The sequence below is a fragment of the Moraxella nonliquefaciens genome (genome assembly GCF_001679005.1).
GTDB lineage: Bacteria > Pseudomonadota > Gammaproteobacteria > Pseudomonadales > Moraxellaceae > Moraxella > Moraxella nonliquefaciens.
This window is the reverse complement of the sequence record NZ_LXTW01000002.1, coordinates 28,568-43,894: the sequence shown is the minus strand read 5'-3', so window position 1 is coordinate 43,894 and position 15,327 is coordinate 28,568. Positions and strand designations below refer to the sequence as shown.

The window sequence follows — 15,327 nt, the reverse complement described above, 5'->3', positions numbered from 1 at the left end:
CTTAAAGATGGTGTAAAAAATGCTGAGCAAATCGCTATCGAAGCTCTAGAAAAAGCCGAGCAAATCGCCAAAGAGTTAGCCAAAGAGGTTTCCGACACTTTCAAAGAAGTCTCTGATGAACTCAGTAATGCCTTTGACAAGTTTAAAGAAGCAGTACAAGACACCTTTGACAAATGGCGTGAACAGGTTGGTGATTTCTTTGCTAAATTTGATTTTCCCAACATTCCCACAGATTGGCTCCCCGACATCGTTAAAGATTGGCTAGACATCCCCCGCTCAGGCGAATACCACATCTATGACCCACTTACCTTGGACTTAAATGGTAATGGTCTGATTGACATCTTAGGGATAGATGGTTATAAAAGGGCGTTATTTATTCATGATAATCTCAACATACCTGCAATCAATGAAGAAGAAAGATGGGTAGCTTGATTGTTATAAAGGAACAATCAGAAAATAGGGAATAAATATTGTGTTTTTGTGTTTGTGAGTGAATGGGTGTATAATCGTTCGGCTGTGATGGTTGGTGGGGAAGTTTAGGGCTTTGGTGGGTTAGGTTTTAATAATAAACCTAGTATGTTGAGGCTTAAAATGTTGGGTGTTGCTATTGCTTAACTCCCATTCATATACTATTTTGTGTAGTTAGGGTATAATCTTTATATGTCAAAAATATTCTATCATGAAGAATGGGCGAACACTGCCTCTCTTTTGGGGCTGATTCTTTATCCAATAGTCATTATTGCCATGCTTATGTCGAACCACTATGGCTATTCTGAATTTAAACTAAAAAGTTATAATAAATTTTTCCTCTTCTTCTCGTGTGGTTATATGGTGGTTTTTGTTAAAATTGATGAATTTTTTAAGAAAAAATATGTCAATCAAGATTTGATAAAAACAGATGATAAGTACGAATATAAAGATCAATATACAATATTCATGGCAATATTATATTGGCTGTTTTGTTTCTTTCAATCAGCTTTCGTACCTGCTATGTTTTTAACATTTGTATTACTATACTCCAAATAAATATGAGGGACAAAAGTGCAACACTATGACAACTTAATATCCATCTTGGATACCTTAAATATTACCAAAGATGGTCAGGATATTGTAATGGATGTTCCTGATGATGCAGATGATGACTTTGATGATGCTATTGCATATTTGTCATTTGTTTCATCAATCTGGGGATTGGCAGATGGTGCTCACGGTAAAAACCATAATGACTTAAATGGACGCGAGGCTTTTCGCAAGTTCAGCAAGCTGTCTATTGATAAAGCTATTGTAGCAGCCGCCAGCATTAATGCGGTTAAACATGTCAAAAATGGAAATTTTGACAAAGCCATTTCTAGTGGTTTCGCAGCTCTCTCTGGAACCTTTGGTATTGCTTCTGGTTTTTTACCGAAATCGGAAGAGCTTAAACCAGTATCAAGGATATTAGATGGCGGTGCTACTATTTTTTCAAGTGCTAGCATTATATCGGGCAATGGGTCTGATATTGCAGACTGGGGCTATGAAAAGTACCAAGAATTTCAAAAAATTGCTGACGATATTCAGAAAAAAGTAGAGCAAATAGGTAAAGATATTGCTGAATATGGCAAGGATTTACTAGATAAAATCAAAGAATTGCCAAAAGACATCATAGACAAAACACAAGAATTGGTTAAAGATATTGTTGATAAGGGGAAAGAGTTATTTGATAAAGTGTTTAAAGAGCCTAACCTTTTTGATAAGTTGAAAGAACAATTTGATAAATTTGATTTTCCCAACATCCCTACAGATTGGCTCCCCGACATCGTCAAAGACTGGCTAGACATCCCCCGCACAGGTGAATACCACATCTATGACCCATTAACCTTGGACTTAAATGGTAATGGCATCATTGACGTTATTGGCACGGATGGTTATAAAGGGGCGTTATTTGTTCATGACAATCTCAACATACCTGCAATCAATGAAGAAGAAAGATGGGTAGCTTGATTGTTATAAAGGAACAATTAGAAACATAGAGAATAAATGTTATGTTTGTGAATGAATGGGTTTATAATCAGTCGGTTGTGGGCTTTGGTGGGCTAGGTTTTGATAATAAAGCTTAGTGTATTAAGGCTTAAAATATTGGTATTGATATCGCCATTGTCATTGCTCGACCTAATCTACAGCTTTGGTTCGCAACGGACTCTATTCATCAATCTGGCATTATATTAGTGTCAATCTGATACAGTTCTTTAATTTTATTGCAAATACAAACAAAAGGTATTAGGTAAAATGATTAAAAGTCTAAAAAAAATCAACGCATGGACATATCATTTTGGCAAAAGACATATTTTTTTGGTTATTTGTTTATTTCCTTTTTTGATAACAAATTTTTATATTGTGATTATTATTGACCTTGCAAATATTGTTGAGTATTTTAATCATGAGTTGCTACTTAGTTATACACCAGATCGTTTTACAATGCCAGCCAATGAAGTGATGTTTGAGAGAACAGCAATCATCAGTTTTTTGAATTTTTATTTTACGATATTTTTAATTATTTATGCTAATTTTTTATACATTAATATGATATGTTACAGGTTTTTTCAACATGAAAATAGACAAATGATTACCAAGAATTTTTTATTAAAAATAGATAATTTAATTGCTTTTGCAAAACCAGTTAGATTATTTGTCTTTGCTACCATGTTTATGGCTCTTGGGTATTGGGCATATCCAATTGCTGTTCGTACCAATGAAGTTGAACTTTTTAAAATGAGCATCGGAGCATTGGGCACGTGGACAATGTATTTTGTCAACATCACAACATCAATATGGTTCTATTCTGCAAAAATATACAAACGCAATATTTCAACAACTCAAGAGGATTAATTTATGAACATAAATCACAGCTATAATGCATCCAAATTGCAAAATGATATTAGCAATATGGCTTTAGTTAGCACTACATTTGTTAATACATGGAATAATCTGACAGGTGAAAGATTTAGCCAAGATTCAAGAGATTTAGCTAAAGCAGGCAGAGACTTATATCAACATGCAAAAGAATATTTTGAGGCTGCCAACAAGATTATTAAAAATTCCAATACACTCCAATCTCAAAGGGTTGCAAAGGACATAGCCAGTGTTAATAAGAGATTGGGGGATACTCTTGAAAAATCAGGAACGGAAGTATTTAAACAAGCATCAGAAAATGCCCACAAAGCTGCAAAAGCAATGACGAATGCTAAAGTTGCAGCAGGTGTAGGAGCTGCTGTTAGTGTGGCAGAGTTGGCTGTGGCGGTAGATAATGCGGTTAAAACAGGTGACTGGGAAGGTGTGGGTGAGGCAGCCAGTGCTTTGGGTGGTTCAATTGCAGGCTCTGCAGCATTTGCAAAGATTGCGACACTTATTTTTGCTGGCATGGCAACAGCTGGAATAGCGGTCTCGGCACCTGTTGTGATTGGTGCTGTGGCGACAGCGGCTGCTGTTGGAGCATTTTTGGGTAGTGAGGTTGGTAAAAAGTTGTGGGATTGGACAAAAGACATCAGAGACGACTTATCAGACACTTTGACGGATTTGCTTGAGGGCTGGCTAGACATCCCCCGCTCAGGCGAATACCACATCTATGACCCACTTACCTTGGACTTAAATGGTAATGGCATCATTGACGTTATTGGCACGGATGGTTATAAAGGGGCGTTATTTGACCATAATGGCGATGGTATTGCCACCGCAACAAGTTGGGTATTGGGTGCTGATGGTCTTTTGGTGTTGGATAGAAATGGCGATGGCGTGATTAATAGTGGTCGTGAGCTCTTCGGGGACAGTACATTACTATCTAATGGATCGACCGCCCATCACGGCTATGAGGCACTTGCTGAATTTGATGGCAATGGCGATGGTGTCATTAATGCTGACGATGAGATTTTTAGCCGTCTAAAAGTATGGCAGGATAAAAATGGCGATGGCATCAGCACCCAAGATGAAATGATGGGGCTTGACAAGCTGGGTATTGACAATCTGTCTTTAACATATCGCGATGTTAATAAAGCACTAGGCAAAGGCGTAACAGTCGCCCAGCAAGGTACTTATACCAAAGATGGTGTCAAGCACATGATGGCAGATTTACAATTTGAGCATAACAGTATTTACAGCCGTTATACTGACAGCTTGGAGCTGTCTGATGCTCAAAAAGAACTCCCAAATCTAAAAGGCATGGGCAGATTAAGAGACCTACGACAAGCCAGTGCACTATCCGAAAACCTAACTAATCTCTTAACCCAATATCAATCAGCAACCACCAAGACTGCACAGCTTGCTCTACTACCTGCTCTCATCAATGCATGGGCAGAGACTGACCCGAACGCCAAAGATGAAATCAGTGACATCATGTTTTCATCATCATTAACACGCACCCAAAATTCAGGTATTGGTCTAACACCATCACAAGCCGGTGCTATTACCAATTTCGTGATTGACCCAGTGTCACAGAAAAAACTTAATGAAATAAGGTACAAAATTGATATTTTAGATAGTTTTACAGGAACAAAAACTGAAAAAATTTATATCACCAACAATAAACGTGCCGAAGAAATCTTACAATCCATTAATACCAGTCACCATAATCTAGAAAAGAGTATTTATCACGCTCTTTTGACACAAACAAGACTATCGCCTTACCTTGGAAAAGTTGCTCTTGCCTTTGGTAACAACGGTCTTTCTTTTGATTACAATGAATTAGAAGCATTCATCAACGCCAAATACCAAGATGACCCAAAAAACGCCTTTGTGGACTTGGCAGAACTTTTGGTCTATGGTGGCGTCACTGGATGGGGCGAAGGTCGTGTCCTATTGGCTAAGTTTGCCCAAGATGCTAAAGACAAGGGCGTTATTGAGGACTACCTTGCCTTATTGGATAATGCAACAACTGCTAAGCTTACCGCTCAATACGGAAGCGATAGCAATGACCTGTTAACTGCTGTTGGCATGCTGGATAAAGATATACTAGAGGGTCATGAAGGTAATGACACATTAATAGCGGGAAGTGCAGATAGTCTTCTAATCGGTGGAACAGGTTCTGACACCTATATTTACAAACAAGGTTTTGGTGATTCAGTGATTGACAATCACGATACCAGTCATGGCAGACTGGATGTTATTAACATCATATTTGCAAATCTTGCCGATATCAATTATGAACGTCAAGGCGAGAGTCTTGTTATCCGAGTCGCAGGTGAAACAGGCACAATCACCGTTCGTGATATGTTTGCTGGGGATGGATTAACTAAGCACATCGACCAAATCATACTCAAAGACGGAGTCATTACCCTAAGCGATATTAAAAAAGAGCTGTTAAAAGGCACAGATAATAACGATACCATCATCGGTTTTGGTAGTGACGATGTCATTCATGCAGGAGCAGGAGATGATATCATTGAGGGTCGTGGTGGCAATGACATTATTCATGCAGGAGATGGCAATAACCGCATCAATGCAGGGGCAGGAGATGACATTATTCATCTACTAAGTGGCAACAATCATGCTTATGGTGGCGATGGAGATGATATTCTATATTCGGGCATTGGTAACGACAAGCTAGAGGGTGGCATTGGCTCAGATGTTTATGTGCTGGGTAAAAATTTCGGTAAAGACGAAATCATTAATTTCAACCCAAACGGTCAGGATAAAGATGTGATTAAATTCACTGATGGTATCTTGCTTAGCCATTTGGATATCAAACGTACAGACAACCATTTGATTGTCAATCAAAAAGGAACCACCAATAGCATTAAAGTAACAAACTTCTTTGAAAGAGATGCACTCGGTGATTTTAGCGTACAACAAATCATTGGAGCAGATGGCAATTATCTGACAGTTGACCAAATAAAAGCTATTGTCATGCAAGGAACAGCAGATGATGACAACCTATATGCTTATAGTGAAGGCTCTAGGTTGGATGGCAAGGAAGGGTCTGACAGACTGATTGGTAATGCTGGCAACGATACTTTGATTGGCGGTGCTGGTAATGACACTCTGCCCTTGACAACATCATCACCTTAAACGAACAAAACAACTTTGTGAACGCTCTGTCAGGCAACGACACCATCATCTATCAAAAAGGCGGTGGGCGTGACACCATTCTAAGCACTGACAGCTTAGAGAGCAAAGACACTTTGGTGATTCATGGCTATGATTTGTCAGAGGCGATGTTTGTGCGTGTGACCAACACAGCAAGCAATCATGACATGCTCCAAATTCGCTTTAAAGGCACAAGCGACCAAATCACGCTCATAGACTACTTTGCAGAGCAGGTAGACGGCTTTGACAATCGCATGGATGAAATTACCTTTACAAAAGGCGGTAATACTACCACGCTATCTCAAAGCGAATTTGAGGCAAAAATATTTGCCCAGACTAATAACCGAACCCCTTGGGTGAACAAACATCCAAGACCCATCAAAGGTGAAATTGGCAAAGCCCTATCCATTACCTTTGATAAAGACACCATCAAAGACGTGGATGTTTATGACAGCGAGCTGTCTTATCGTCTCACACTTGCCAGCATGGGGGCTGATGGACAGTACGAGCCACTACCTGATTGGCTAAACTTTGACCCCAGCACACTCACCTTAACAGGCACGCCACGTAAAGGGATGGCAGGCAATCTTCAATTCATCTTATGGGGTGAAGACAGCTTTAATCACAGTGCAGGGACGTATATCAACCTTAGCATTGCTGGTGCCACAGTGGATAAGCCAGCAAAGACACCTCCATTGGCCCCTGTTGCCGTCGGTGATACCATAAAAGACACCCAAGGCAATGACACCCTAAGAGGCACGACCGCCGATAATACTTTTGTCTACACAAAAGGCGCTGACACCATCATTGATAAAGGCGGTAATGATACGTTGGTGTTTGGCAATGGCATTACCTTTAATCAGGTAGGTTCTGGTCTTTTGATGTCAGGCAATGATTTGATACTGCGAGTAAACGGTAGCACCACCAATCAAGTAACGCTAAAAGACTTCTTTGGCAGTGCCGACAGCGTTATCGAGACCATCAAGTTTGAGACAGGCGGTCAGATTGATTACAAGAGAATCTATGAGCTTTTTGGCAAAGAAGTACCAACAAAGTCCCATGAATCAGCTCCGCCACCTGCCGTAAGTCCAGATGTTCATGATGATGCACCACTAACCATCTCAAAAGACAATCACATCATCGCAGATGCTCGTGACAACAAGCTTTATGGTGCAGACGGTCACGACCAATTACAGGGCTTAGCAGGGGCAGACACCTTAGATGGTAAAGCAGGGCATGATATTCTCATCGGTGGCAGTGGCAATGACCTATACTACTTCACCAAAGACTTTGGCAAAGATACCATCGTTAATACAGGCGGTGGCTATGACAACATCTACTTTGATGGCATAAGCTTTAACCAAGTTGGCAGGGCTCTTACCAAGATGAATGATGACCTTATTCTAAAAGTATCTGGAAGTACCGATGAGCTGACCATCAAAGACTTCTTTACAGGAGGCGATAATGCTGATATTAATATCAGCTTTGCTGATGGCGGTAGCATTAGTGCCACAGAGCTGCTCGGTCTGTTCAAGTCAAGTAAAACCGCCACTCATACAGACATTGACGGCTTTCACAAAGCACTTGATGTGTCTTTGACATTCATGGAGGAGTTTAAGACTCTTACCACAGAGAGTGGCACGACAATGATTTAAGTTTGGCTTACTTTGTGTCATGTTACGCCCCCAAACCTAGGTTTGGGGTTTTTATGTGGGATGGAACAAGGAGGGGGAAATCTTGTTTGTAGTCTAAAATATATGTTCAGCCAATTGCAAACTGTTACGAATTTCTCAATAAGTAATTTTATAACCCTCTGTTTTATTGGGGTGTATTTACTTTTGGTATTTGCAAAAAAGACAGAGAAAATGACAGGCACGTCCTAAAATGATTAAGCATGCCTACCTTTTAATGACAAATACGTGGTTTGGCTTATTTGGGTGGTTTAATAACAATTTTTTTGGTACGCCCACATAACGTTATGGTTGCACTGTGCCAAGCCCCATCTGATAAGTTCTGGCGTCATAACACAGTTTAGGGGTTTGCCTAAGAGTGGCACACCAAGCAAGGATGAGATAAACGCTGAGATAAACGGAGCAAGGCTGGCAAGCTCACCAGTAAAATGCCCCAACTGGCGTTCAAGCAAGCTAAAAACACCTCACATGAGCATGGCTGGCACGATACAAAGTAACCTTGAAAATACAAGAACTGCTTATTTTATCACAGCCTTGATGCGTCCGTCATGAAATTCAATGTCAATCTCACCTTGTTTTATGGCATGTGATGAGCTGATGATGCCCCCATTTTGATGGATGAGTGCGTAGCCATTGGTTAGGGTATGGGCAGGATGTTGCACCAAAATCATCCTTTGTAAGTGGCAAATTTCATCACGCAAGGCAGACAGATGGGGTAGTAATGTTTTGTGTTGAGATAGAATATGAATGACGTCTTGACGGGCGTGCTTGATGTGTTTATGCGCGGTTTTGTGCTGACGGCTCAGTAAATCACTGATGTTAGATGAGAGTGTGTGGGTGCGGTATTTGGCATGACTGCTAAGACTGCTTAATAAAAAGTCACTGTCTTTTTTGGCAAGTTTTTGGGTCTGGCTTGCTTTGTGATGGATGCTTTTCATGGCAAGATGACTTTGCTCTTTGGTGTGGTGAATATGGGTGCCACTGACATCGTTGATGGTGGCCATGGCGTTCTTAGTGAGTGCAACCATGGCAATCAGATGATTTTCAATGGCTAAGATGACCTTAGATGGCGTATCAAAACACGTGTGTGCCACCTCATCGAGTAGCACCTTATCACGTTCATGCCCGATACCGACCCATACAGGCATGGGTGATTTGGCAACCAATGTCGCCAGTTCTTCATCATTAAGATAGCCCAAATCACCCACAGCACCACCCCCACGAATGATGACAAGTAAATCAGCATGATGGGCATGGTTGGCATAAAACTCATCAATGGCGTGTGTGATGGTTGTTCTTATCTGGCTTGGAGCATGGTTGCCTTGAAAAGTGGCGTGATGATAATAAAACTCACACGCCCCTGTCTGTGCCAATCTGTCCGCTTCAACCCGAAAATCGCCCAGTCCTGCCGCCCGTTCAGGAGCGATGACGATGACATGACGGATATCAAATGGGGTGGGTAGGGCTTTATTTAGAGTGGTTAGCCCTTTATCGTGCAGGCGTTTTAACATGGCATTATAAGCCAGAGCCAATGCCCCGAGCGTGTAGGTGGGGTCAATATCACTTACGTTAATGCTAAATCCATACTGCGGATGAAAATTTGCCAAACCTTTTATCAGCACCGCCAACCCTGCCAAGAGTGGTTTGCCTGTCTTGTGGGTGAATTTATTGATGACTTTGCTGGCTTGATATCTCCATAAAGTCGCCCGAGTGCTGGCGATGATATTGCCATCATTGTCCTTTTCGGCAAGTTCAAAATAATAATGTCCACCTTTGCTATTGACCGCTCGCAGTTCTGCCTGTATCCACACTTCATGGTCAAAGACGTCATTTATGGCAAATTTGACCGCTTCTAAATAACCGCTAAGCGACAACTGCACCCCTGCTAATGTTGGTTCATCATCCACATCACTTAGCTCATCGATGATGTGATGTGAGGCATTGATATTGGCACTGTTTTGGGTGCGTGCCAGTCTGTCTGAGTTTTGGTCTGGGGTGGTCAAATTGGTTTTTTGGTTCATAACGGTTGTTTTTAAAGTAAAAAGATAAAAGGTAGAGATGATAATATAACAAATAATAAATAACGAATAATAAAGGTATTTAAAGGGCAAAATCACACCAAAATTGTAACAGATTTTGATTTAGGAATGTTGGTTGTGGGATGGGTTTTTTAATTTAAAGTTGCCAAAATACCATAAATGACGTAATATAGCAAACACTCTTAATACATCCAAAATCAGTAACATGCCAAGGTATGCCATGAGTAAAACTGCTCCGATTGCTCCTACCGAACTTGCCACCATTTGTGATGAATATTTGCAAGTAGGTGAATTTAACGACTATTGCCCCAATGGTCTGCAAGTTGATGCCAATACGCCCATCAGTAAAATCATCACAGGCGTTACCGCTTGTCAGGCTCTAATAGACAAGGCGATAGAGCTTAAAGCCCAAGCGATATTAGTGCATCATGGTTATTTTTGGAAAGGCGAGCCTGACCCACTGGTTGGCATGAAAGGCACACGCATTCGCACTCTGCTACAACATAACATATCACTCATCGCCTATCATTTGCCCCTTGATGCTCATCCTGTTATTGGTAATAATGCAATGCTTGCCAATGCACTGGGTTTGACAATTACAGGGGCGTTATATCCCCATGAAAAGCACCCTGTGGGCAATGTCGCCACATGTTCACCCATGGTCTCTGCTGATTTTGCCAAAAAAATTGAGCAAGTATTGGGGCGTACACCGCTACACCTAAGTGGCAACCCAAAGCGTATCCTAACCAAAATCGCCCTATGCACAGGTGGTGCCCAAGACATGATAAACCAAGCTTATGCCATGGGTTGTCAAGCATTCATCTCAGGGGAGGCCTCTGAGCGTACCACGCATTTGGCACGAGAGCTGGATGTGGATTATTTTGGGGCAGGGCATCACGCAACCGAGCGAGGCGGTATCAAGGCATTGGGTGAACATTTGTCGGACACACTTGGACTTGATGTGGTTTTTGTGGATATTGATAATCCTGTTTGAGTTGGCATTTAACAATCACCCCAACACCGTTTTTACCTTTTCTGCCAATGACGTTGCCAATTTTTGTGCTGTATCGCCATCTTGATGCTCTACCATGATCCGAATCACAGGCTCGGTGCCTGATTGGCGAATCAGCAGTCGCCCTGTGTCGCCAAGCTCGCTCTCGGCTTGGGCGAAGGCGGATTTTAGCTCGTCATTGTCATAAGGGTCGCTCATGTGGGTTAGGCGGACGTTGATGAGTGTTTGGGGGTATGGGTTATAGGCTTTTGTCAAATCGGACAATTTACCGCCTTTTTTGACCAAAATCGCCAGCACCTGCAAGCCTGCCACGATGGCATCGCCTGTGCGTGATTTATCAAGGCACAGAATATGCCCCGATGACTCACCACCGATGGTATAGCCGTGTTTTTCCAGCTCTTGCATGACGTAGCGGTCGCCTACTTTGGCACGGATAAAATCAATCCCTTGATTTTTAAGCAGATTTTCAAGTGCCATGTTACTCATGAGTGTACCAACCACGCCTTTTGGAGGTTCATCTGCTTCATTGGCAAGAATGTATAAAATGCCATCGCCATCTAATATCGCCCCTTTTTCATCAACCATAATGATGCGATCACCGTCGCCATCCAAGGCAATGCCCAAATCTGCTTTGTGTTCTAGGACTAGGCTTTGTAAGGTCTTAGGGTGGGTTGAACCACAGTTGTCATTGATGTTGCGACCGTTTGGCGTGTTGGCATAGGCGATGACTGTTGCCCCAAGCTCATGCAGTACCCGAGGGGCAACACTGTATCCTGCACCGTTGGCACAGTCCATGACGATGGTCAGTCCACGCAGGTCATATTGGTAGGGGAATGAACCTTTACAGTACTCAATATAACGCCCCTTAGCATCATCAATGCGGTAGCTTTTGCCAAGTTCGGTAGGATAATTGCCAAGGTGAGTTAAACTGTCGCCTGTCATCATCTGATTTAACTTCATGTTAATGAAAGATTGGGTGTTTTCTGAGATTTTTTTGCCTTCACTTGAAAAAAATTTGACACCATTATCTTCATAAGGATTGTGGCTGGCTGAAATGACCACACCCATATCTGCATGAAAACTTCTTGCCAGATGGGCGATGGCAGGCGTGGGCAAAGGCCCTAATAAGTGCACATCCACGCCTGCCGAGTTAAACCCTGCTTGCAAGGCGGATTCGATGACATAACCTGACAGGCGGGTGTCCTTGCCAATCACCACGCTCGGTCTCTTGCCTGTGGTATTTTTTTCTTTTAAAACCTCTCCTGTGGCATAACCTAATCTTAATAAAAAATCAGGAGTGATGGGAAATTGACCGAATGTCCCACGAATGCCATCTGTGCCAAAATAACTCATGTTACCGCCTTTTTAAATGATGAATATAAATGGCACTAAGTATAACGCCAAACCATCCTATAATTCAATGATTTTTCGCTTGTATAAAAATTAATCGTATAAACAAGAATTTTTATCAAAAATTAATAAAAAGCCTTGTTTAAATGACAAATTTTTGCCACAATATGACATTTTTATCACGGAAACATTCATGACAAATTTTAAGCCACATCCTACCTTTGCCCTAAAATCAAAACATCATATAGAAGCCCTTGACATCACGGTGCTGCTTTGTGAACACATCGCCACAGGGGCGATTCATTATCATTTGGCGTGTGATCATGACGAAAACGCCTTTATGATTGGTTTTGCCACCCAGCCCATGACATCCCGTGGAGAAGCTCATGTCTTAGAGCATGTTGTTTTATGTGGTTCACAAAAATATCCTGTGCGAGACCCATTTTTTAGCATGATTAAGCGTTCCTTGCAAACCTTTATGAATGCCATGACAGCAAGTGATTGGACGGTATATCCCTTTGCCAGTCAAAACAAAAACGATTATTTTAATCTTCTGTCCGTCTATCTTGATGCTGTATTTTTTCCCAACATTAACAAGCTAGACTTTGCCCAAGAGGGCATTCGCTTAGAGCTTGATGAGCAGGGGCGACCTAAATATCATGGCATCGTGTTTAATGAGATGAAAGGAGCGATGAGTGGCGAGATTGACCAGCTGTATTATGCACTGGCACCGCATTTATATCCAACGACGACCTATCATTATAATTCAGGGGGCGACCCAAAAGAGATTGTCAAGCTCACCTATGAGGATTTGGTTGATTTTCATAAGGCTCATTATCACCCATCCAACGCCATCATCATGAGTTTTGGTGATATTGACGTGGCAGAGATTCAAGCCAAATTGCACGATGATGCTTTGGCGTGTTTTGATGATAAACAAAAGCCATCTCGTGGCAAAAAATTTGTCTCCATGACCGAAACTCGCCTAAATGCACCTGTTCGGGTGTATGATGGTTATACCGCCGACGTGAGTGGCGAAAAAATGACCCATAACGTGTTGGCGTGGCTGCTGCCAAATATTACCGACCCCAAACAGCGTTTGGCACTTCGCTTGATGGAGGGGGTGCTCATAGAACATGCAGGTTCGCCCCTAAGAGCCTATCTTGATAGTTCGCCACTTGGCACCTGTGCAAGTCCGTTACTGGGTTTGGATGACAGTCATTATGAGATGGTGTTTTATGCAGGGGTACGAGGTTCAGAGCGTAATCTTGCTGATGATGTAGAAAATGCCATTTTGGAGGTGCTGCGTTCTGTGGCGGATAATCCCATCGCCGATGAGAGCATACAGACCATTTTGCATCAAATAGAGCTGGATCAACGCCATATCGGAGGCGATGGCATGCCCTATGGTTTAACGCTCATGTTAGAGGGATTTAGTACAGCACTACATGGCGGTAATCCTATGGATGTGTGGGAGATTGATGAGCATTTATCGTGGTTGAGTGAGCAGGTAAAAGAACCAAATTGGGTGCAAAATCTTATCAAAACACACCTGCTTGACAATCCACACCGTGTTCGTCTGACGCTATCACCTGACAAAGATAAAGCCCAAAAACTCATTGATGATGAGAACAGAAGTTTGGATGAATTAAACGCCACATTAAATGATGATGATAAAGCAATCATCCGCCAAAAATCAGAGGAGCTTGCTGTACGCCAAGCCTTGGTGGATGATGTGGATATTTTGCCAAAAGTGGGGCTTGATGATGTTCCTAAGGGCATAAAATTTATACAAGCCAACAAACAACCGATAATCATTGGGCAAGATGAACGCACTTTGTATGAATATCATGCAGGGACAAATGGACTGTATTATTACCAGATGGTGCTTGACCTAGATGATGATGTAGAAATTTTAAATAATCCGCTACTGCCCTTATATTTGGGGCTATTGTCCGAACTTGGCACAGACAAGTATGATGCACGGACGTTTCAAGCGGTACAAGCATCTGTTTCATCAGGTGTTACCGCTCGCATATCACAGCGTACCGACCGCCACGATAAAAACAAGATGACAAGTTATCTTGTGCTGGCAACTCGTGCTTTGGCTCGTAAGCCTGAGGCGTTGGGGCTTGTAAATGAGGTGTTGTATCATACAATATTTGATGAAACCTATCGCATCAGTGAGCTTTTGCAACAAAAACAAGCATCTTGGCAATCTCGCCTATCGGCCAATGGGCACAGTTATGCCATACAGACCGCTAGTTGTGGCATGAGTAAATTGTCATCGCTGGAATATCATCATTCAGGCTTGCCTGCATTGTCGGCATTAAAGTCGTTTTTAAAAGAGGGTGAAAATGATAAGACAATTTGGCAAACTCTATCGGTACGCCTAGCCCAAATCCACAAGCGGATACAACATCTGCCCAAAGATGTGATTTTGGTGTGTGAAGCGGATAAGGCAGATGCGTTAAAGATGGCGATTAAGGACAGATTAAATGCCCCTGCTGCTCCAAAAGCATCCGATGATACCCAAGCTGGGCATGATTTGCCTTTTGATTTACTAACATTAAAAGATGATGATTTACAAAAAGACACAGCATGGCTTATTGCTACCAATGTCTATTATAATGCCATCGCCTATCCTGCAACCACATCAGGACATGATGACACACCTGCCTTGACGGTGCTTGCCCCATTTTTAAGAAATGGTTACCTACATTCGGCAATCCGTGAAAAGGGTGGAGCGTATGGCGGTGGTGCAAATTTTGATGCCAATTCGGCAAGTTTTCGCTTTTATAGCTACCGAGACCCACATTGCGTGGCGACATTTGAGCATTTTGAAAAGAGTATTGATTGGCTGTTGGATAATGACCATGATGCCAGCAAGCTAGAAGAGGCGATTTTGGGGGTCATTGGCAGTATGGACAAACCTGCATCCCCAGCAGGCGAGGCCATCAAGGCGTGCTTTGGTGAGTTACATGGTCGCACCAAAGAGATGCAAGAGGCCATGCGAGCCAAACTGTTGGCGGTAACGATAGACGATCTAAAACGTGTGGCATACACCTATCTTAAAGACAAACCCCACGTTAAGGCAAGTCTTGCTCCACTTGAACAAGAGACTCAGATGATGGCATTGGGATTTGACTGCCATAAGATTGGTTAGGAGCTGATAAAACCC

Annotated in this window: 10 protein-coding genes; 7 read left to right on the top strand and 3 right to left on the bottom strand. The window is 42.2% G+C overall.

What is annotated here, in order from left to right; all coding sequences use genetic code 11:
* The 5 genes from A7456_RS11280 to A7456_RS01170 all read left to right on the top strand — a co-directional run.
* The coding region (locus tag A7456_RS11280; protein WP_211266061.1) for a hypothetical protein at positions 1 to 432 on the top strand (432 nt) is incomplete at its 5' end.
* A gap of 609 nt (positions 433 to 1,041) precedes the next feature.
* The gene (locus A7456_RS01185) at positions 1,042 to 1,980 is read left to right on the top strand and encodes an OmpH family outer membrane protein (protein WP_067006754.1); all 939 of its coding nucleotides are present in this window, start codon (positions 1,042 to 1,044) and stop codon (positions 1,978 to 1,980) included.
* 285 nt (positions 1,981 to 2,265) lie between these two features.
* Positions 2,266 to 2,865, top strand: a complete 600-nt coding sequence (locus A7456_RS01180) for a hypothetical protein (protein ID WP_067006751.1) — start codon at positions 2,266 to 2,268, stop codon at positions 2,863 to 2,865.
* 57 nt (positions 2,866 to 2,922) lie between these two features.
* The gene (locus A7456_RS01175) at positions 2,923 to 6,036 is read left to right on the top strand and encodes a calcium-binding protein (RefSeq protein ID WP_158512453.1); all 3,114 of its coding nucleotides are present in this window, start codon (positions 2,923 to 2,925) and stop codon (positions 6,034 to 6,036) included.
* 17 nt (positions 6,037 to 6,053) lie between these two features.
* Positions 6,054 to 7,709, top strand: a complete 1,656-nt coding sequence (locus tag A7456_RS01170) for a calcium-binding protein (protein ID WP_067006745.1) — start codon at positions 6,054 to 6,056, stop codon at positions 7,707 to 7,709.
* Between the two features lie 287 nt (positions 7,710 to 7,996).
* Here the strand turns inward: A7456_RS01170 and A7456_RS11105 are convergent, their stop codons facing one another.
* Together A7456_RS11105 and xseA are read right to left on the bottom strand one after the other, a co-directional pair.
* The gene (locus A7456_RS11105) at positions 7,997 to 8,197 is read right to left on the bottom strand and encodes a hypothetical protein (RefSeq protein ID WP_145916027.1); all 201 of its coding nucleotides are present in this window, start codon (positions 8,195 to 8,197) and stop codon (positions 7,997 to 7,999) included.
* Positions 8,198 to 8,263: 66 nt separating this feature from the next.
* On the bottom strand, positions 8,264 to 9,766 hold the full coding sequence (gene xseA, locus A7456_RS01165) for an exodeoxyribonuclease VII large subunit (protein ID WP_067006742.1): 1,503 nt from the start codon (positions 9,764 to 9,766) through the stop codon (positions 8,264 to 8,266).
* Between the two features lie 238 nt (positions 9,767 to 10,004).
* Between xseA and A7456_RS01160 the strand changes: the two genes are divergently transcribed.
* A complete protein-coding gene (locus A7456_RS01160; RefSeq protein WP_067006739.1) occupies positions 10,005 to 10,778 on the top strand; it encodes a Nif3-like dinuclear metal center hexameric protein in 774 nt (257 codons plus the stop codon).
* 15 nt (positions 10,779 to 10,793) lie between these two features.
* Here the strand turns inward: A7456_RS01160 and glmM are convergent, their stop codons facing one another.
* Positions 10,794 to 12,149, bottom strand: coding sequence for a phosphoglucosamine mutase (gene glmM, locus A7456_RS01155; protein WP_067006735.1), 1,356 nt, complete (start codon positions 12,147 to 12,149; stop codon positions 10,794 to 10,796).
* 190 nt (positions 12,150 to 12,339) lie between these two features.
* Here glmM and A7456_RS01150 point away from each other — a divergent pair, with 190 nt between their 5' ends.
* The gene (locus tag A7456_RS01150) at positions 12,340 to 15,312 is read left to right on the top strand and encodes an insulinase family protein (RefSeq protein WP_067006732.1); all 2,973 of its coding nucleotides are present in this window, start codon (positions 12,340 to 12,342) and stop codon (positions 15,310 to 15,312) included.
* The last annotated feature ends 15 nt before the right edge of the window (positions 15,313 to 15,327 follow it).

Bases quoted from the DNA above. Each gene is read 5' to 3' on its own strand.
- A7456_RS01180 (WP_067006751.1), top strand. From the start codon at position 2,266: ATGATTAAAAGTCTAAAAAAAATCAACGCATGGACATATCATTTTGGC.
- A7456_RS01150 (WP_067006732.1), top strand. From the start codon at position 12,340: ATGACAAATTTTAAGCCACATCCTACCTTTGCCCTAAAATCAAAACAT.
- A7456_RS01175 (WP_158512453.1), top strand. From the start codon at position 2,923: ATGGCTTTAGTTAGCACTACATTTGTTAATACATGGAATAATCTGACA.
- xseA (WP_067006742.1), bottom strand. From the start codon at position 9,766: ATGAACCAAAAAACCAATTTGACCACCCCAGACCAAAACTCAGACAGA.
- A7456_RS01160 (WP_067006739.1), top strand. From the start codon at position 10,005: ATGAGTAAAACTGCTCCGATTGCTCCTACCGAACTTGCCACCATTTGT.
- glmM (WP_067006735.1), bottom strand. From the start codon at position 12,149: ATGAGTTATTTTGGCACAGATGGCATTCGTGGGACATTCGGTCAATTT.